General features: G+C 57.3%; 11 protein-coding genes. 2 read left to right on the top strand and 9 right to left on the bottom strand.

All coding sequences use genetic code 11. From position 1 onward, the window contains the following. Window positions 1–33 precede the first annotated feature (33 nt). Entirely contained in the window at window positions 34–2589 is a 2556-nt protein-coding gene (locus DXB44_RS02810; protein ID WP_118657660.1) for a heavy metal translocating P-type ATPase, read from the top strand. Window positions 2590–2857: 268 nt separating this feature from the next. Here the strand turns inward: DXB44_RS02810 and DXB44_RS02815 are convergent, their stop codons facing one another. Beyond that, a complete protein-coding gene (locus tag DXB44_RS02815; protein WP_005926148.1) occupies window positions 2858–3409 on the bottom strand; it encodes an NADH peroxidase in 552 nt (183 codons plus the stop codon). A gap of 263 nt (window positions 3410–3672) precedes the next feature. Beyond that, window positions 3673–5034 carry a uracil-xanthine permease family protein gene (locus tag DXB44_RS02820; protein WP_055184518.1) on the bottom strand — a complete coding sequence of 454 codons (1362 nt, stop codon included), beginning with the start codon at window positions 5032–5034 and terminating at the stop codon, window positions 3673–3675. A gap of 384 nt (window positions 5035–5418) precedes the next feature. On the opposite strand from DXB44_RS02820, the gene DXB44_RS02825 reads away from it, so the two are divergent. Next, window positions 5419–6540 (top strand): cysteine desulfurase family protein, encoded by a 1122-nt coding sequence (locus DXB44_RS02825; protein ID WP_118657661.1) that lies wholly within the window; start codon window positions 5419–5421, stop codon window positions 6538–6540. Between the two features lie 123 nt (window positions 6541–6663). Here the strand turns inward: DXB44_RS02825 and tuf are convergent, their stop codons facing one another. From tuf to rpoD, 7 genes are all read right to left on the bottom strand, one after another. Further along, the gene (gene tuf, locus DXB44_RS02830) at window positions 6664–7866 is read right to left on the bottom strand and encodes an elongation factor Tu (RefSeq protein ID WP_055184522.1); all 1203 of its coding nucleotides are present in this window, start codon (window positions 7864–7866) and stop codon (window positions 6664–6666) included. A 172-nt stretch (window positions 7867–8038) separates the two neighbouring features. Then, window positions 8039–10165, bottom strand: a complete 2127-nt coding sequence (fusA, locus tag DXB44_RS02835) for an elongation factor G (RefSeq protein WP_118657662.1) — start codon at window positions 10163–10165, stop codon at window positions 8039–8041. Window positions 10166–10189: 24 nt separating this feature from the next. Then, window positions 10190–10660: a 30S ribosomal protein S7 gene (rpsG, locus tag DXB44_RS02840; RefSeq protein ID WP_005926179.1), complete on the bottom strand. Its 471-nt coding sequence runs from the start codon at window positions 10658–10660 to the stop codon at window positions 10190–10192. 159 nt (window positions 10661–10819) lie between these two features. Beyond that, window positions 10820–11248, bottom strand: a complete 429-nt coding sequence (rpsL, locus tag DXB44_RS02845; protein WP_005926182.1) for a 30S ribosomal protein S12 — start codon at window positions 11246–11248, stop codon at window positions 10820–10822. 293 nt (window positions 11249–11541) lie between these two features. Beyond that, entirely contained in the window at window positions 11542–15114 is a 3573-nt protein-coding gene (gene rpoC, locus DXB44_RS02850) for a DNA-directed RNA polymerase subunit beta' (protein ID WP_118657663.1), read from the bottom strand. 128 nt (window positions 15115–15242) lie between these two features. Beyond that, complete coding sequence (locus DXB44_RS02855; protein ID WP_118657664.1) at window positions 15243–19106, bottom strand: DNA-directed RNA polymerase subunit beta; 3864 nt, start codon at window positions 19104–19106, stop codon at window positions 15243–15245. Window positions 19107–19580: 474 nt separating this feature from the next. After that, window positions 19581–20663 (bottom strand): RNA polymerase sigma factor RpoD, encoded by a 1083-nt coding sequence (rpoD, locus tag DXB44_RS02860; RefSeq protein ID WP_118657665.1) that lies wholly within the window; start codon window positions 20661–20663, stop codon window positions 19581–19583. Window positions 20664–20694 lie beyond the last annotated feature (31 nt).

Below are 20694 nucleotides of genomic sequence, written 5' to 3' on the forward strand. Positions count from 1 at the left end.
CGCCGGGCAGACTGACCACAAGGAGAAACAACAATGGAACAATTCAATGTTACCGGCATGAGCTGCGCGGCCTGCTCTGCTCGGGTAGAAAAGGCCGTAAAGAGTGTGCCGGGCGTCACCGGTTGTTCGGTAAGCCTGCTGACAAACTCTATGGGCGTGGAAGGCACAGCAGAGGATGCCGCCATTATCCGTGCCGTAGAGCAGGCCGGTTACGGCGCAAGCCCCAAAAAAGCCGCCGCAGCAGCCAGCACCAGCGCAGAGCTGGATGCACTGGCAGACCACGAAACGCCCAAGCTGAAACGGCGGCTTATCGCCTCGCTGGGCTTTTTGCTGGTGCTGATGTACTTTTCCATGGGGCACATGATGTGGGGTTGGCCGCTGCCCCACTGGTTTGACGGCAACCACATTGCCATGGGGCTGGTACAGCTGCTGCTGGCGGGCATCGTGATGGTGATCAACCAGAAATTTTTCATCAATGGCTTCAAAGGGCTGGTACACCGCTCCCCCAACATGGATACGCTGGTGGCTATGGGCTCGATGGCAAGCTTTGTATGGAGCACCTACGCCCTGTTTGCCATGACCGATGCGCAGCTGCACGGCAACGAGGAACTAGTCATGCACTACATGATGGAGTTCTATTTTGAGTCTGCCGCCATGATTTTGACCCTCATCACAGTGGGCAAAATGCTGGAGGCACGTTCTAAAGGTAAAACCACCGATGCACTCAAGAGCCTGATGAAGCTTGCCCCCAAGACTGCCACCTTGCTGCGGGACGGCGCAGAGGTGACTGTGCCCATTGAGCAGGTGCAGAAAGAGGACATCTTTGTGGTGCGCCCGGGCGAGAACATCCCGGTGGACGGCATTGTGCTGGAGGGCAGCAGCGCCGTAAATGAGAGCGCTCTGACCGGCGAAAGTATCCCGGTGGACAAGGCCGTGGGTGATAAAGTAAGCGCCGCCACCACCAACCAGTCCGGTTATTTGCAGTGCCGCGCCACCCGCGTGGGCGAGGACACCACGCTGGCGCAGATCATCCGCATGGTCAGCGATGCCGCCGCCACCAAAGCCCCCATTGCAAAGATCGCAGATACCGTATCCGGCTTTTTCGTGCCTGCGGTCATCAGCATTGCAGTGGTCACCACTCTTGTCTGGCTGCTGCTGGGGCGGGATGTGGGCTACGCGCTGGCGCGGGGCATCTCGGTGCTGGTCATCAGCTGCCCCTGTGCGCTGGGTCTGGCAACGCCGGTGGCTATTATGGTGGGCAACGGCCTTGGTGCGAAGAACGGCATCCTGTTCAAGACCGCTGCGGCGCTGGAAGAAGCCGGGCGTACCCGCATCGTGGCGCTGGACAAGACCGGCACTATCACCTGCGGCGAGCCCACTGTTACCGACCTTCTGCCCGCTGCGGGCGTGACCGAGACCGAGCTGCTCACGCTGGCAGCCGCGCTGGAGGGCCGCAGTGAGCACCCGCTGGCGCGGGCAGTGCTGGCCTATGCGGAGGAAAAGCAGCTGGAGCTGCCCTCTGTTACCGATTTTACCGCCCTGCCGGGCAACGGTCTTACCGCCACGCTGGAAGGCAAAGAGATCTTTGGCGGCAATGCGGCCTTTATCGGCGCAAAGGTCGCCATCCCTGCTGCGCTGCAAATGCAGGCCGCTGCACTGGCTGCGCAGGGTAAGACGCCCCTCTTCTTTGGCGGCGCGGATCATTTGCTGGGCGTTATCGCAGTGGCAGATACCATCAAGGAGGACAGCCCGCAGGCCATCCGGGAGCTGCGGAATATGGGCATCCGTGTGGTAATGCTGACCGGCGACAATCAGCGCACCGCCGAAGCCATTGGCCGACAAGCCGGGGTGGACGAGGTGATCGCCGGAGTGCTGCCGGAGGGCAAGGAGACTGTTATCCGGCAGCTGCAAAAGTACGGCAAGGTTGCCATGGTGGGCGACGGCATCAACGATGCCCCTGCTCTGACCCGCGCTGACACCGGCATTGCCATCGGTGCAGGCACGGACGTAGCCATTGACGCTGCGGACGTGGTACTGATGAACTCCAAACTGTCGGACGTGCCCGCCGCCATCCGGCTGAGCCGTGCTGCCCTGCGCAACATCCACGAAAACCTGTTCTGGGCGTTTATCTACAACATCATCGGCATCCCGCTGGCAGCCGGTGTGTTCATTCCCTTGGGGCTGACGCTGAACCCCATGTTCGGCGCAGCTGCCATGAGCCTTTCCAGCTTCTGCGTGGTGAGCAACGCTTTGCGGCTGAACCTGTTTGATCTGCACAGCGCAAAGCATGACCACCCGCCCAAACACGTCCCTGCCCTGCCTGCTGCCCTTGTGCAGCCCGCAGCGGAGGAAGATACAACTCAAAAGGAGGAGACCACAATGAAAAAGACCCTGACCGTAGAAGGTATGATGTGCCATCACTGTGAAGCCCGCGTCAAGAAGGCTTTGGAGGCTCTGCCGCAGGTGGACGAGGCTGTTGTCAGCCATGAAGCCGGTACCGCCATCGTTACCCTGAACGCTGAAGTGGACGATGAGGTGCTGAAGAAGGCCGTGGAAGCACAGGATTATCCTGTTACCGGCATCCAGTAAGGGTATCAGCACCACAAATGCAAAAAAGGCAGCTGCGTAAATTTCTGCGCAGCTGCCTTTTTTTGTAGGTAGGACGATTCTGAATGCGCTCCACGTTCGCTTTGCGCATCTTTAAGATCCCATTTTGTTTCGGAGCACCGGAGCGCCTGCGGATGCTCCGGTGCTCCATTTTAACGAAAGAAGTCGTCGCCACGATTGAAACACAAAAAGCCCGCTGCAGGGCAAAATGTCCTTGCAGCGGGCAGCATAGATAACCGGGGAACCCTTATCAGACTTCAGTGTTGAAGTAGCGCTTCAGCAGGCCCTCGAAGCCGCGGCCGTGACGGGCTTCGTCCTTTGCCATCTCATGGACGGTATCGTGGATGGCGTCCAGATTCAGAGCCTTAGCCTTCTTGGCCAGATCCATCTTACCGGCGCAGGCACCGCACTCGGCCTCGGCACGCATCATCAGGTTCTTCTTGGTGCTGTCGGTCACGACCTCGCCCAGCAGCTCTGCAAAGCGGGATGCGTGGTCAGCTTCTTCGTAAGCATAACGCTTGTAGGCCTCGGCGATCTCAGGGTAGCCCTCACGCTCTGCCACGCGAGCCATAGCCAGGTACATGCCGACCTCGCTGCACTCGCCCTCAAAGTTAGCGCGCAGACCATCAACGATCTCCTGCGGCACGCCCTCAGCCTTGCCGATGCCAACAACATGCTCGGTGACGTAGGTGTTACCGGTCTTCTCCACAAAAGCGGAAGCGGGAGCCTTGCAAACGGGGCACTGAGCGGGGATCTCACCCTCAGCGATATAACCACAAACGGTGCAAACGTATTTCTTCATAAGAATTTACCTCCATTCGATCTGTTAAAAATGATACAGGACGGAAACCACCCGCCTGTTGTTTCTATGCTGGGCAGCCGCGCTGCCGGGTATAGAAAGAGCCATGGAAAGAAGTTTTGTGCTTTGTGCACTTCCCTTTCCATGGCTCTATTATAGCGAATAATTCCTAGTTAGTCAAGTATATTTTTAAGAATTATTCCTACTTATTAAAATCTGGCAGAATGTCCAAATTCCACTGCAGAAAACTGGACGCATTACCGGAATCAGACCTGCAGGTTGCCGCTGGTAGCAGCATCGGTACCGGCAGTGGCGTCAAATTCGTAGTCATTGCCGGGCAGGATAGCGTTGAGCAGGATACCTGCAATCGCAGCCACAGCCAGACCGGACAGATTGATGGTGACGCTGCCAACGGTAAAGCCAACGCCGCCCACAGAGTTGAAGCCCAGTGCACACACCAGAATGACGGCGGCAACGATCAGGTTGCGGCTGTTGGTGAAGTCCACGCGGTTCTCGACTACGTTGCGCACGCCGATGGCAGAGATCATGCCGTACAGCACAAAGCTGATACCGCCGATAATGCCGGTGGGAATGGTGTTGATGACGGCCTCAAACTTGGGGCTGAAGCTCAGGATGATGGCCAACACAGCTGCAATGCGGATGACCAGCGGGTCGTAGATCTTGCTCAGTGCCAGCACGCCGGTATTCTCGCCGTAGGTGGTGTTGGCGGGGCCGCCCAGCAGACCGGCCATGGTGGTGGCCAGACCATCGCCCATCAGGGTGCGGTTCAGGCCGGGGTCGTTGATATAGTTGTGGCCGACGGTGGCGCTGATGGCGGCGATATCGCCGACGTGCTCCATCATGGTAGCCAGTGCGATGGGGATGATGGTGAACAGCGCGCTGATGAACTCCGGGCTGCCGTCAATGGCAAACAGACCCATAGCCTCCTTGTGCAGGGGGATACCCAGCCAAGCGGCCTCGGAGATCTTCTGGAAATCCACTGCGCCGGTGACCAGTGCCACCGCGTAGGAGACCAGCACACCAATGAGGATGGGCAGAATCTTGACCATACCCTTGCCCCAAATGTTGCACACGATAACAGTGCCCAGCGCCACAAAGGCCAGCAGCCAGTTGGACTGGCAGTTGGTGATGGCAGAGGGGGCAAGGATCAGGCCGATGGAGATGATGATGGGGCCGGTGACCACCGGCGGGAAGAACTTCATGATGCGGCGGATGCCAAAAGTGGAGATCAGCAGGCTGGCCACCAGATAGACCAGACCCGAGAACGCAACGGCAGCGCAGGCATACGGCAGCATCTTGGTGTTGGCAACGGTCAGGTTGCCATTGGCATCAGCCAGCATGGGAGCCACGATGGAAAAGCCGCCCAGATACGCAAAGGAGGAGCCGAGGAATGCAGGCACCTTCTTTTTGGTGATGAGGTGGAACAGCAGCGTGCCCAGACCGGCACACAGCAGAGTGGTGGAAACGCTCAGGCCGGTGAGCAGCGGCACCAGAACCGTTGCACCGAACATGGCAAACATGTGCTGCACACCCAGAATGAACATCCGGCCGGTGCCCAGCTTTTTGGCGTCATATACGCCCTTGGAGTAATCGATCTTTTCGCTCATAGAAAACCTCCTGTACTGTTATTCCCAAAAAAAGAGGCATTGCCGTTGAAACAGCAGTGCCTCTGAATTTCAGGAACAAGACCTCCACACAAAAACGGGAAAGAAACCGCTATGCAGTCGCTCACGCTTAAACATTGTGCTCCTCCCCTTCTTTTTGTGTTCCTTCCAACAACCGGAACCGCTCCGGCAAGGCAGCAGCAACGCTGCGGCCTTTTTTTATAAGTATAGCAGATTTTGGGCTTTCCAGCAAGGTGTTGACAGCTTTTTCTTGCCGGTTACACTGCACCGTGGGCTGCGGGGGTTGCGCTTTTGGACGGAATGCCCTATAATAGAGCCTGTTCTTATTTCCTACTATCATAATGTGTTGATATTACAGGAGGCTCTATGCTCTATCTGGATTACTCTGCCAACACCCCTGTGGACGAGGCGGTGCTGCAATGCTTCTGTGAAGCAGAGCGGCGTTACCCGGGCAACGCCAACGCCCACCATCAGGCAGGCACTGCCGCGAAAGCCGCTATAAACGAGGCGACCCGCAGCATCGCCCGCTGTCTGGGCGCACCGCCTGCGGGCATCATCTACACCTCCGGCGCAAGCGAAGCCAACAACCTTGCTGTAAAGGGGCTAGCGGCGCTGGGGCGTGCGGCAGGCAGGCACATCCTCTCTACTCCGCTGGAGCATTCGTCCGTCAGCGGCAGTCTGGAGGCCCTGCAAAAGCAGGGGTACGAGGTGGAGCTGCTGGACATCTGTTCGGACGGCACGGTGGACCTTGCAGACCTGAAAAACCGGCTGCGCCCGGACACTGTGCTGGTGGCTGTGACTGCCGTGGACAGCGAACTGGGCGTAGTGCAGCCCATTGCGGAAATTGCAGAGCTTTTAAAGGCATATCCCAACTGCCATTTCCATGTGGACGCCACGCAGGCTGTGGGGAAAATTCCCGTACAGTTTGAGGGCGTGGACACCATGAGCCTGACAGCCCATAAGTTTTACGGGCTCAACGGCATCGGTGTGCTGGTAAAACGGCTGGGACTGGCACTGCCGCCCCTCATTCATGGTGGAGAGAGCACTACTCCCTACCGCAGCGGCACACCTACCGTAGCGCTGGCTTGTTCGCTGGCGCTGGCCTTGGAAAAGGCTGCTGCGGAACTTCCCGCCCGCGCCGCAACTGTGCGCAGCCTGAACGATCGACTGCGTGCAGAACTTTCCCGCTATCCAAAAGTGCGCATCAACAGCCCGGCAAACGCTGTGCCGCATATCCTGAACCTGAGTGTGCAGGGCGTAAAGGGCACCGTATTCCAGCGGGAGCTGGACGCACGCGGGGTGTGCGTCTCGGTCAAATCTGCCTGTTCGTCCGATGGACTGCCCTCCCGGGCAGTGCTGGCGGTCAGTCAGGATCGGCGCAACGCCCTTTCCTCTTGGCGCATCAGCCTGAGCCACCTTACCACAAAGGAGGAAGTGACCGGCTTTCTGTACGCCTTTGCAGAATGTTACAGCACTCTGATCCGGTAAAAAACCAAGAAATCAAACCGTTTGCAGCTGCCATAAACAAACAAAAAGACCTTCCCGCTCTCCGGAACGGGAAGGTCTTTATAAATTGCTAGTTAGCCTTGGAACTTACGTTCAAGGACAAAATCACTCAATGATCTTGCCAACAACGCCGGAACCAACGGTACGGCCACCCTCACGGATAGCGAAACGCAGGCCCTCTTCCATAGCAACAGGGGTCAGCAGCTCAACGTGCATCATGACGTTATCGCCGGGCATGCACATCTCGGTGCCTTCGGGCAGGGTGATGATGCCGGTCACGTCGGTGGTGCGGAAATAGAACTGAGGACGATAGTTGGAGAAGAACGGGGTGTGACGGCCGCCTTCGTCCTTGGTCAGGACGTAGACCTGAGCCTCAAAGACGTTGTGGGGGTGCACAGTGCCGGGCTTAGCCAGAACCTGGCCACGCTCGATCTGGGTACGATCAACACCACGCAGCAGAGCGCCGATGTTATCGCCAGCCTCAGCGAAGTCCAGAGACTTACGGAACATCTCCAGACCGGTGATGGTGGTGTTCAGACGATCGGGCTTGATGCCGACGATCTCCATAGCGTCGCCAACCTTGGCGATACCACGCTCAACACGACCGGTAGCAACGGTACCACGGCCAGAAATGGTCATGACATCCTCGATGGGCATCAGGAAGGGCTTGTCCTCCTCACGATCCGGGTTGGGGATGTAGGAGTCAACAGCATCCATCAGCTCCTTGATGCAAGCGTAAGCAGGATCCTCGGGATCGTTGGGAGCCTCCAGAGCCTTCAGAGCGGAACCACGAATGATCGGGGTGTCGTCGCCCGGGAAGTCGTACTCGGTCAGCAGCTCACGGATCTCCATCTCGACCAGATCCAGCAGCTCTTCGTCGTCGACCATATCGCACTTGTTCATGAACACAACGATATAGGGCACGCCGACCTGACGAGCCAGCAGGATGTGCTCACGGGTCTGGGGCATGGGACCATCGGTAGCAGCAACGACCAGAATAGCGCCGTCCATCTGAGCAGCACCGGTGATCATGTTCTTAACGTAGTCAGCATGGCCCGGGCAGTCAACGTGAGCGTAGTGGCGCTTCTCGGTCTGGTACTCAACGTGAGCGGAGTTGATCGTGATACCACGAGCACGCTCCTCAGGAGCCTTATCGATGTTAGCGTAGTCCATGAACTCTGCATCACCCTTCAGAGCCAGGTACTTGGTGATAGCAGCGGTCAGAGTGGTCTTGCCGTGGTCAACGTGACCGATGGTGCCGATGTTAACATGCGGCTTAGAACGGTCGAACTTTGCCTTTTCAGCCATTGGAATATCCTCCCTTAATTTAGGTTTTGATATTGGTTACAACAACCCTGCAAAATGCAGACATTGCACTGCAAGGCTATTCTACTAAATTTGCCCTGTAAAATCAAGTGCTTTTACAGGAAATTTTGCCGGAGTTACACTACCCCGGCAAAATTCTTATGCTTTACAGCGCTTAGCCCTTGGTACGGCCAGCAATGATCTGGTCAGCAATGTTCTTGGGAACCGGCTCGTAGTGAGAGGGCTCCATAACATACTGGCCACGACCCTGAGTCTTGGAACGCAGGTCGGTAGCATAGCCGAACATCTGAGCCAGAGGCACAAATGCGTTGACACGCTGGGTACCGGCCATAGCCTCCATGCCCTGGATCTGACCACGGCGGGCGTTCAGGTCACCGATAACATCGCCCAGATACTCATCGGGAACGATAACAGCAACCTTCATGATGGGCTCGGTGATGATGGGATCAGCCTTGCGCATAGCATCCTTGAATGCCATGGAACCTGCGATGGAGAAGGCCATTTCAGAGGAGTCGACCTCATGATAAGAACCATCCCACAGGGTGACCTTGACATCAACAACAGGATAGCCTGCCAGAACGCCGGACTTCATAGCACCCTGAATACCGTTGTCGATAGCAGGGATGTATTCCTTCGGGATAGCGCCGCCAACGATGGCGTTGACGAACTCGTAACCCTTACCGGGCTCGTTGGGCTCGATCTTGATCTTAACGTGACCGTACTGGCCCTTACCACCGGACTGACGTGCGTACTTGGTCTCCTGGTTGGCCTCCTTGCGGATGGTCTCACGGTAAGCAACCTGGGGAGCACCCACGTTTGCCTCGACCTTAAACTCACGCAGCAGACGGTCAACAATGATCTCCAGATGCAGCTCGCCCATACCAGCAATGATGGTCTGGCCGGTTTCTTCATCGGTGTAGGTCTTGAAGGTCGGGTCCTCTTCGGCCAGCTTTGCCAGCGCGATGCCCATCTTCTCGTTACCAGCCTTGGTCTTAGGCTCGATAGCAACGCGGATAACGGGCTCGGGGAACTTCATGGACTCCAGAATGATGGGATGATTCTCATCACACAGAGTATCACCAGTGGTGGTGTTCTTCAGACCGACAACAGCAGCAATATCACCTGCATAGCAGCAGTCGATATCCTTGCGGTGGTTGGAGTGCATCTGCAGGATGCGGCCCATACGCTCCTTGCTGTCCTTCACGGAGTTGTAAACAGTAGTACCTGCCTCAACCTTACCGGAGTACACACGGAAGTATGCCAGCTTACCAACGAACGGGTCGGTAGCGATCTTGAAAGCCAAAGCTGCGAAGGGAGCGTCGTCAGAAGACGGACGGGTCTCCTCTTCCTCAGTCTCGGGATTCACGCCCTTGATGTCAGGGACATCGGTAGGAGCGGGCATATAGTCAACGATAGCGTCCAGCAGCTTCTGCACACCGCGGTTCTTGTAGGAAGAGCCACAGACAACGGGAACCAGAGTATTTGCAATGGTTTCCTTGCGGATAGCCTTCTTCAGCTCCTCGCGGGTGATCTCCTCGCCCTCAAGGTACTTCTCCATCAGCTCTTCGTCGTTCTCGGCAACAGCCTCGACCAGAATGTTACGGTACTCTTCAGCCTGCTCGACCATATCCTCGGGGATAGGCTCGGTACGCATATCGTTGCCCATGTCGTCGTAGTAAACCTCAGCGTTCATGTCAACGAGGTCAACGATACCGCGGAAGGTATCTTCCTGACCGATCGGCAGCTGGATGGCCACGCCGTTGGCGTGCAGACGATCATGCAGCATCTTGATGCAACGGAAGAAGTCAGCACCCATGGTATCCATCTTGTTGACGTACACCATACGGGGGACTTTGTATTCATCAGCCTGACGCCAAACGGTCTCAGACTGAGGCTCGACACCACCCTTTGCGGCCAGAACGGTCACAGAACCGTCCAGAACACGCAGAGAACGCTGAACCTCAACAGTGAAGTCCACGTGGCCCGGAGTGTCGATAATGTTGATGCGGTGACGATTCTTCTTGAACGCAACCGGATCCTTCTGGGTCTCGGAGTGAGACCAGTAGCAGGTGGTAGCAGCGGAAGTGATGGTGATACCACGCTCCTGCTCCTGAACCATCCAGTCCATGGTGGCACCGCCATCGTGGACCTCACCGATCTTATGGTTGATACCGGTGTAGTACAGGATACGCTCGGTAGTGGTCGTCTTGCCGGCATCGATATGAGCCATAATGCCGATATTTCTCGTCATCTGAAGAGAAACTTCTCTGGGTGTAGCCATGAAATTAACCTCCTACAGAACAGATCAATAACGGAAATGTGCGAAAGCCTTGTTAGCTTCTGCCATCTTGTGAGTGTCCTCACGCTTCTTCACGGCGTTACCAGTGTTGTTGGCAGCATCCATGATCTCAGCAGCCAGACGCTGTGCCATGGTCTTCTCACCACGGGTGCGGCTGTAGGCAGTCAGCCAGCGCAGACCCAGAGTCTCGCGGCGAGCGGGGCTGACCTCCAGGGGAACCTGGTAGTTAGCGCCACCAACACGGCGGGTCTTGCACTCGAGGCTGGGCATGATGTTCTCCATCGCCTTCTCGAAAGTCTCCAGAGGATCGTTGCCGGTCTTTTCCTGAATCATGGAGAAAGCTTCGTAAACGATCTTCTGAGCGACGCCCTTCTTGCCATCCAGCATGACGCTGTTGACCAGGCGGGTGACCATCTTGGAATTGTAAATAGGATCAGCTAAGACATCGCGCTTAGCAATGTTACCTCTTCTAGGCATCTTTCTTCCCTCCTTCACAGAATGATATCATCGGTACTCGAAAGTAATAAAACTCCCGTTGTGTCACAAAGAGCTGACCTTACATAAACCGTTACCCTCCGCTTTTAAGCGGACTTGTTATTTATATAAAGGAAAGCCGTTTATGGCGGTTGTCCTCAATTACTTCTTTGCAGCACCGGCCTTAGGACGCTTTGCGCCGTACTTGGAGCGGGCCTGATTACGGCCTGCCACACCCTGAGTATCCAGGGTACCACGGATGATGTGGTAACGCACACCGGGCAGGTCCTTAACACGGCCGCCACGGATCAGCACGACGGAGTGCTCCTGCAGGTTATGGCCGATACCGGGAATGTAAGAGGTGACCTCGATACCATTCGTGAGGCGGACACGAGCAACCTTACGCAGAGCAGAGTTAGGCTTCTTGGGGGTCATGGTACGAACTGCAGTGCAGACACCACGCTTCTGGGGGCTGCTCAGATCAGAGTACTGCTTCTTCTGAGAGTTATAAGTCTTCTGCAGAGCGGGAGCGGTGCTCTTGGTAGTCAGGACCTCACGGCCTTTGCGTACAAGCTGGTTAAAAGTAGGCATTTTGTTTCTCCTTTCTTAATGATGAACATCGGAAGCATTTTCCGACTTTTTTGCCGCACTATCCCCATGAGGGACGCGCAACAGTTATATAATACCCGCTTTGCAGCCGGATGTCAACAGTTTTTGCAAATTTTTTTGTATTTATTCCAGATTTTTTCTTTTGGGCAGTTTTCGGCAGAAAATATGCCTTTCCCCTCCCCTGCTGTGCCGCTTTTGCACGCAAAAACCGCCCCGTAGGCTTTCGCCCACGGAGCGGTTTTGTTTAACGGATCAGATCCTGACGGATGCTGCGCTTACTGTGCGGAGGCAGCCAGCTCGGCTGCGATCTCGGCGTCGCGCTCAGCCTCACGGTTCTTCAGATCCTCACGCACCTCCGGCAGACCGGTACCGGCGGGGATCAGCTTACCGATGATGACGTTCTCCTTCAGACCGGACAGCGGGTCAACCTTGCCCTTGATGGCGGCCTCGGTCAGCACGCGGGTGGTCTCCTGGAAGGATGCAGCGGACAGGAAGGAGTCGTTGGCCAGAGCAGCCTTGGTGATGCCCAGCAGTACCTGCTGGTACTCCACTAGCTTCAGACCCTCTTCGCCTGCATCAATGCGCTTCTGCAGATCGGCATTGATGTTCTCCACCTCCAGACGGCTTGCCAGAGCACCGCCGATCAGGTTGGAGGAGCCGGAGTCGGTCACACGCACCTTGCGGCACATCTGACGGACGATGACTTCGATATGCTTATCGTTGATCTCAACGCCCTGCAGACGGTAGACTTTCTGGACCTCGTTGATCAGGTAGTTCTGCACGTCCTCCAGACCCTTGATGGCCAGAATATCCTGCGGGTACAGCACGCCCTCGCGGGTGATGATGTCGCCCTTCTCCACACGGTCGCCGGGCATCACGCGGGCATGCTGGGTGAACGGGATGGAGTAGCTCTTGACTTCCTCTGCACCGTTCTCGTCCTTGCCGGTGACCTTGATGACCACGTTCTTCTTGGTGTCGTCCTGAGAGACCACACCGGAGATCTCACTCATGATAGCCATGCTCTTGGGACGGCGACTCTCGAACAGCTCCTCAACACGGGGCAGACCCTGTGTAATATCCTCGGCAGATGCGATACCGCCGGTATGGAAGGTACGCATGGTCAGCTGAGTACCGGGCTCACCGATGGACTCTGCGGCGATAACACCGACAGACTCGCCCAGACGGACCGGCTCGCCGTTGGCCATATCAGAGCCGTAGCAGCGTGCGCAAACGCCGGTCTTTGCACGGCAGGTCAGCAGGCTGCGGATCTTCAGGCGGGTGATACCGGCGGCCTCGATCTCGTTGGCGTCGTACAGGTCGATCATCTTACCCTCGGGCACGATGACCTTGCCGGTGATGGGGTTGACCACATCGCCCACGGCAAAACGGCCGATCAGACGCTCGCGGAAGCTCTCGATCTTCTCCTTGCCCTCGTGGATCTCAGAGACCCACAGGCCATCGGTAGTGCCGCAGTCGATCTCGCGGACGATGACGTCCTGAGAGACGTCGACCATGCGGCGGGTCAGGTAACCGGAGTCAGCGGTACGCAGAGCGGTATCGGCCAGACCCTTACGAGCACCACGGGCAGAAACGAAATATTCCAGAATGTTCAAGCCTTCGCGGTAGTTTGCACGAATAGGCATCTCGATGGTGTGACCGGCAGTGTTTGCCAGCAGGCCGCGCATACCGGCCAGCTGCTTGATCTGGTTCATAGAACCACGAGCACCGGAGTCTGCCATCATATAGATCTCGTTGTCCTTGGGCAGGTTGTCTGCCAGAGCCTTAGAGACCTTATCGGTGGTCTTCTGCCAGATATCGATGGTCTTGTTGTAACGCTCGTTATCCGAGATCAGACCACGGTTGAACAGCTTGCCGACCTTGGCGATCTCCTTGTCAGCCTCGGCGATCAGCTCCTGCTTCTGGGGCGGGATCACAGCATCGCACACAGCCACGGAGATAGCGGACAGAGTGGAGTACTTGTAGCCCTGTGCCTTGATGGCATCCAGCATCTTAGCACACTTGCGGGTGCCGTTGCGGGTCATGCAGCGGGAGATGATCTCAGGCAGGGTCTTTTTGGTCACGCGGAAGCTGACCTCGTACTCCAGCCAGTGCTCGGGATCGGTACGATCCACATAGCCCAGATTCTGGGGAATAGGATTGTTGAAGATGATGCGACCGGCGGTGGCATCCACCAGACCGGTGCGCTCCACGCCGTCAATGGTCATGGTGCGGCGCACCTTGATGGGTGCGTGCAGGGTGATGACGTGCTCGGCGTAAGCCATCAGAACCTCGTTCTCATCACGGAACACCTTGCCTGCGCCCTCGTCGTTCTCGCGGACGGTGGTCAGGTAGTAGCTGCCCAGGATCATATCCTGCGTAGGCACGGTAACAGGTGCGCCGTCAGAGGGCTTCAACAGGTTGCCGGAAGCCAGCATCAGCATCTTGGCCTCACGGCAGGCATCCTCGCTCAGGGGCAGATGGACTGCCATCTGGTCGCCGTCGAAGTCGGCGTTGAATGCGGTACAGGCCAGCGGGTGCAGTTTGACGGCACGGCCTTCCACCAGCACGGGATTGAATGCCTGAATACCCAGACGGTGCAGGGTAGGTGCACGGTTCAGCAGCACGGGGTGACCCTTGATAACGGTCTCAAGGCTGTCCCAGACCTCGGGCTTTGCGCGCTCGACCATCTTACGGGCGGACTTGATGTTGTTGGCAATGCCCTTCTCCACCAGATCCTTCATGACAAAGGGCTTGAACAGCTCCAGAGCCATCTCCTTGGGCAGACCGCACTGATCCATCTTCAGCTCAGGGCCGACAACGATAACGGAACGGCCGGAGTAGTCAACACGCTTGCCCAGCAGGTTCTGACGGAAACGGCCCTGCTTGCCCTTCAGCAGATCGGAAAGACTCTTCAGTGCGCGGTTGTTGGGGCCGGTGACCGGACGACCGCGGCGGCCGTTGTCGATCAGGCTGTCCACAGCCTCCTGCAGCATACGCTTCTCGTTGCGCACGATGATGTCGGGAGCGCCCAGCTCCAGCAGACGGCGCAGACGGTTGTTGCGGTTGATGACGCGGCGGTACAGGTCGTTCAGGTCGGAAGTGGCAAAGCGGCCGCCATCCAGCTGGACCATGGGGCGCAGGTCAGGCGGCAGCACAGGCAGCACATCCATGACCATCCACTCGGGGCGGTTGCCGGAGATGCGGAAGGCCTCGACAACTTCCAGACGCTTGAGGATACGCACACGCTTCTGGCCGGAGGACTTTTCTACCTCGGCGGTCAGCTCAGCGCTCAGCTGATCCAGATCGATCTCCTTCAGCAGGGTCTGGACAGCCTCGGCGCCCATAGCAGCCTCGAACTCGTCGCCGTAGCGATCGCGCATTTCGCGGTATTCCTTCTCGGTCAGCAGCTGCTTCTTGTCCAGCGGGGTCAGACCGGGATCGGTGACGATATAGCTTGCAAAGTACAGCACCTTTTCCAGCAGGCGGGGGCTGATGTCCAGCATCAGGCCGATGCGGCTGGGGATGCCCTTGAAGTACCAGATGTGGCTCACAGGAGCGGCCAGCTCGATGTGACCCATACGCTCACGGCGAACCTTGGCCTTGGTGACCTCGACGCCGCAACGATCACACACCTTGCCCTTGTAACGGATACGCTTGTACTTGCCGCAGTGGCACTCCCAGTCCTTGGTAGGTCCAAAAATGCGCTCGCAGTACAGGCCGTCACGCTCCGGCTTCAGGGTGCGGTAGTTGATGGTTTCGGGCTTTTTGACCTCGCCGTAGCTCCAAGCGCGGATCTGCTCCGGGGAGGCAAGGCCGATTTTAATGGAATCGAAAACGTTGTTTTCCATGAAACGAACCCTTTCTTAATCTCTAGTTGTCTCGATGATACAGGCGGCTTTTCTGTTGCAGGATCACAAGCACTTCTCCCCTGCCGCAGCACGCGGCTAAGGGGCGAAGGCTGTGTTCAGTATCCAGATCAGAAATCTACTTCGTCAGAAGCAGCCGGAGCCTCAGCACCGGAGTTATCATCCTCCAGCACAGAAGGATCATCGAAACCTGCATCGGCGTCCTTGATGTTATAATCGGTCAGTTCGCTCTCCTGCACCACAGTCTCAGTGCCGGCAACATCACGCATATCAAAGCCGGTCTCTTCGTCGTCGAAGTTCTGGCGCATGTCGATCTCGTTGCCGTCCTTGTCCTGCACGATCACGTCCAGACCCAGAGACTGCAGTTCCTTCAGCATAACGCGGAAGGACTCGGGGATGCCGGGCTGCGGGATGGGCTCGCCCTTGACGATGGCCTCGTAGGTCTTGACACGGCCCTCCACGTCATCGGACTTGACAGTCAGGATCTCCTGCAGGGTGTAAGCGGCACCGTAAGCCTCCAGTGCCCAGACCTCCATCTCGCCGAAGCGCTGGCCGCCGAACTGAGCCTTGCCGCCCAGAGGCTGCTGGGTAACCAGAGAATAGGGACCGGTGGAGCGGGCGTGGATCTTATCATCGACCAGATGATGCAGCTTGAGGTAGTACATATAACCAACGGTAACGCGGTTATCGAACTTTTCACCGGTACGGCCATCGTAAACGGTGGTCTTGCCGTCACGATCCAGCTCGATCTTGGAGAAGTCAATGATGTGACCCTTCTCGCCCATGATCTTGGGGAGCTTGGTGGGATATGCGGGAGCATTCTCGCCGTGCCACATCTCGCGGGCAGTATCAAAGGTATCGCCGATGTCGTTCTCACGAGCAGAGTCAAAGACGGGGGTCATAACCTTGATGCCGCAGGCCTTGGCAGCGTAGCCGAGGTTGACTTCCAGCACCTGACCGATGTTCATACGGGAAGGCACGCCCAGCGGGTTCAGCACGATGTCCAGCGGAGTGCCGTCGGGCAGGTAGGGCATATCCTCCTGCGGCAGGATGCGGGAAACGACACCCTTGTTACCGTGACGACCTGCCATCTTATCGCCGACGCTGATCTTACGCTTCTGGGCGATATAGCAGCGGACGACCTCGCGCACACCGGGCTGCAGCTCATCGCTGTTCTCCGGGGTAAAGACCTTGACATCCACAATGATGCCGTATGCGCCGTGGGGCACACGCAGAGAGGTGTCGCGCACCTCGCGGGCCTTCTCGCCGAAGATGGCGCGCAGCAGGCGTTCCTCGGCGGTCAGCTCGGTCTCGCCCTTCGGGGTGACCTTACCGACCAGAATGTCGCCGCTCTTGACCTCAGCGCCGATGCGGATGATGCCGCGCTCGTCCAGATCCTTCAGGGCATCCTCAGAAACGTTGGGGATGTCGCGGGTGATCTCCTCGGGTCCCAGCTTGGTATCGCGGCTCTCGGTTTCGTACTCCTCGATGTGGATGGAGGTGTACACGTCCTCACGCACGATCTTCTCGTTCAGCAGAACGGCGTCCTCGTAGTTGTAGCCCTCCCAGGTCATGAAGCCGATCAGGGCGTTCTTACCCAGAGAGATCTCACCGTTGCGCATTGCGGGGCCATCGGCCAGCACCTGACCGGCGGTGACGGTCTCGCCCACTTCCACGATGGGGCGCTGGTTGATACAGGTGCCTGCGTTGGAGCGGGCAAACTTGATCAGGGAGTAATCCTCCAGAGCACCCTGCTCGTTGCGCACGACAATGTGGTCAGCATCGACCTTCTCCACAATGCCGTTGCTCTTGGCCAGCACAGCGGTGCCGGAGTCGGTAGCAGCCTTGTACTCCATACCGGTAGCAACGATGGGCTGCTGGGTGACCATCAGAGGCACTGCCTGACGCTGCATGTTAGAACCCATCAGAGCACGGTTACAGTCGTCGTTCTCCAGGAAGGGAATGCAGGCGGTAGCAACAGAAACCATCATACGCGGAGAAACGTCCATGTAATCGACCTTCTCTGCGTCGATTTCCAAGATCTCGTCGCGGCGGCGGGCAGACACACGGGGACGGATGAAGTGCTTGCCTTCGTCCAGCGGCTCGTTGGCCTGTGCCACAACGTACTCGTCCTCCACATCGGCGGTCATATACTCCACCTCGTCGGTGACGACCTGCTCGATGAGGTTGTTGTTCTCGTCGTAGATCTTCTTGACCTTGCGGTAGGGAGCCTCCACGAAGCCGTACTCGTTGATCTTGGCGTAGGATGCCAGATAGGAGATCAGACCGATGTTGGGGCCTTCAGGGGTCTCGATGGGGCACATACGGCCATAGTGGCTGTAATGAACGTCGCGGACTTCGAAGCCTGCGCGGTCACGGCTCAGACCGCCGGGGCCCAGAGCAGACAGACGGCGCTTGTGGGTCAGCTCAGCCAGAGGGTTATTCTGGTCCATGAACTGAGACAGCGGAGAGGAGCCAAAGAACTCCTTGATAGCTGCCACCACAGGACGGATGTTGATCAGTGCCTGCGGAGTGATAACGCTCTGATCCTGGCTCTGCAGGGTCATGCGCTCACGGATGACGCGCTCCATACGGGAGAAGCCGATGCGGAACTGGTTCTGCAGCAGCTCGCCCACGCTGCGGATACGGCGGTTGCCCAGATGGTCGATATCATCGGTGGTGCCGATGCCGTAGCCCAGATCGTTCAGATAGTTGATGGAGGACAGGATATCGTCGATGGTGACGGTACGGCCGATGAGCAGGTCGTGATCCTTCTTCAGGCTCTCCATGACCTCCTCGGCGCTGGAAGCGTTATCAAGGATCTTACGCAGTTCCTTGAGGTTGCAGCGCTCGTTGATGCCGCACTCCTTGACATCCACACCCTTGAATGCGGGGTAGTAGTTGTCGATGATGGCCTGTGCGTCCACGCAGCCATTGGTGATGACCTTGACCTTGTGGGGCTTATCCTTCATGGGATCATCGATCTTCAGCACCACCAGATCCACGCCGGCGGCATCGATCTGCTCAGCCAGCTTGCGGTCGATCTTCTTGTCGGCCTCGACGAGGATCTCGCCGGTGAAGGGATCCACCACGTTCTCTGCTGCCACATAGTTCATGATGCGGCGTGCCAGAGACAGCTTTTTATTCATCTTATAGCGGCCGAAACGGGACAGGTCGTACCGGCGCGGATCGAAGAACAGCATATCGATCTGGCTGGTAGCGGACTCCACCGTGGGAGGCTCGCCGGGGCGCAGCTTGCGGTAGACTTCCAGCAGACCTTCCTCGCGGTTCTTGGTGGTATCCTTTTCCAGCGTAGCCAGAATGCGCTCGTCCTCGCCGAAGTAGTTCAGGATATCCTCGTTGGTGGACAGACCCAGTGCACGGCACAGCACCGTGACGGGCAGCTTACGGTTCTTGTCGATACGGACATAGAATACGTTGGCGGCATCGGTCTCGTACTCCAGCCATGCACCGCGGTTGGGGTTCATAGTGGCACTATACAGGTCGTTGCCGACTTTATCCTTAGCATGGCCGTAGAACACACCGGGAGAGCGGACCAGCTGGCTGACGATCGCACGCTCAGCACCGTTGATAACAAAGGTGCCTGCGTCGGTCATCAGGGGGAAGTCGCCCATGAAGATCTCCTGATCCTTCACCTCGCCGGTCTCCTTGTTCAGCAGACGGGCGGTGACGCGCAGGGGGGCTGCATAGGTAACGTCGCGCTCCTTGCACTCCTTGATGCTGTACTTCGGCTCCTTATCCAGCCGGAAGTCCACAAAGCTCAGTGCCAGATTGCCGGTGTAGTCCTCAATGGTGCCGATATCGTGAAAGACCTCCTTCAGGCCTTCATCCAGAAACCACTGATACGAGTTCTTCTGCACCTCGATCAGGTTCGGCATACTGATGACTTCGTCGATGTGGGAGAAGCTCATGCGCTCGGTTTTGCCGAGCTTAACGGGCTTGACTTTCATCATAAAATCAACCACTCCTTACTTTTATATTCTACGGGATGTCGTATACACGGGTCAAATTTGAGCAGACACACATAATTCGACCCGCGTCCTGCGGAACGTTCCGGCGTTTTGCACAAACTTTTCGGGGCACCCCCTCAAGCGGCAGCCATCGCAGTTCCTTTTTTGGCGCACTAGTCCATTATGTGATACTAATGCAGTATACACCCAAAAACCCCTGTTGTCAAGCCATTTTTCAGTTTTTTGCTGAAATAAATTTAATTTTCGTTTTGTTTTCGCACGCCCGGCAGCGTGTAGTCGTTTGTCTTCCAAGTACTTGATTTTTTTATTTTGCACGTTCCTGTTCATAAACCCCTTGTGCAATTTGTCTATCTTTACTCTTGTGCCCGGAAGTGTGACTTTTGCACTTTCCTACTGCAAAAAAGAGACCGCCGCACAAAATGCCGTGCGGCAGTCTCGTCCTATCATATAGAATGCTCATTCGTCCAGATAATCCCGCAGCAGCTTTGCGCGGCTGGGGTGGCGCAGCTTGCGCAGCGCCTTTGCTTCAATTTGCCGCACCCGCTCCCGGGTCACATTGAACTCCTTGCCCAGTTCTTCCAGCGTGCGGGCACGGCCATCCTCCAGGCCAAAGCGCAGGGTGATGACCCGCTCCTCCCGGGGTGTCAGGCTTTTGAGGACGTGCAGCAGCTCCCGCCGCAGCAGCTGACGCCCGGCTTCGTCTACCGGGACACCGGCATCCTCGTCCTGAATAAAGTCCTCCAGATGAGCGTCCTCTTCCTCCCCCACCGGCGTTTCCAGACTGATGGGTTCCTGCGACAATTGCAGCAGCTCCCGCACCTTGTCCGGCTCCATATCCAGCGCGGCGGCGATCTCCTCCACGGTGGGTTCCCGCCCGTTTTTGTGCAACAGATCACCCGCCGTTTTCTTGACCCGGTTGATGCTCTCTACCAGATGCACCGGGATACGGATGGTGCGTCCCTGATCCGCAATGGCGCGGGTGATGGACTGGCGAATCCACCACGTCGCGTAGGTGGAAAACTTGAATCCCCGCTCCGGTTCAAACTTTTCCGCCGCCTTCATCAGGCCGAGGTTGCCCTCTTGAATCAGGTCCAAAAAAGGCAGTCCCCGCCCGGCGTAGCGCTTGGCCACCGATACCACCAGCCGCAGGTTTGCCTCGCTCAAAGCGCGGCGGGCATCTGCATCCCCCGCCCGGGCGGCCTTTGCCAGCGCCATCTCCTGCCCAGCGGTCAGCAGCGGCACCCGACCGATCTCCTTTAAATAGGTCTTGACCGGGTCATCCAGCGCCACACCCTCCGAGGAAAGCTCATTCTCCAGCCTGCCGATCTGGGCATCATCCAGCACAGGCAGCTCGGCAGGCTCTTCCTCTGCCAGATGAACGCCCCGCTGTTCCAGCGCAGCGTAAAGCTCGTCCAGCTGTGCAACATCGAAATCCGTTTCTTCCATGGCACGGCTGATCTGCTCCGGGGTCAGGGTGTGACGGCGAGCCTTTGCGGCAAGGCTGCGGGCAAGTTCTTCCGTTTGCGACAATTTCTGCATGATTCCTGCTCCTTTTCTCTCCAGCTCCAGC

This window comes from Faecalibacterium sp. OM04-11BH (genome assembly GCF_003482185.1).
Lineage (GTDB): Bacteria > Bacillota > Clostridia > Oscillospirales > Ruminococcaceae > Faecalibacterium > Faecalibacterium tardum.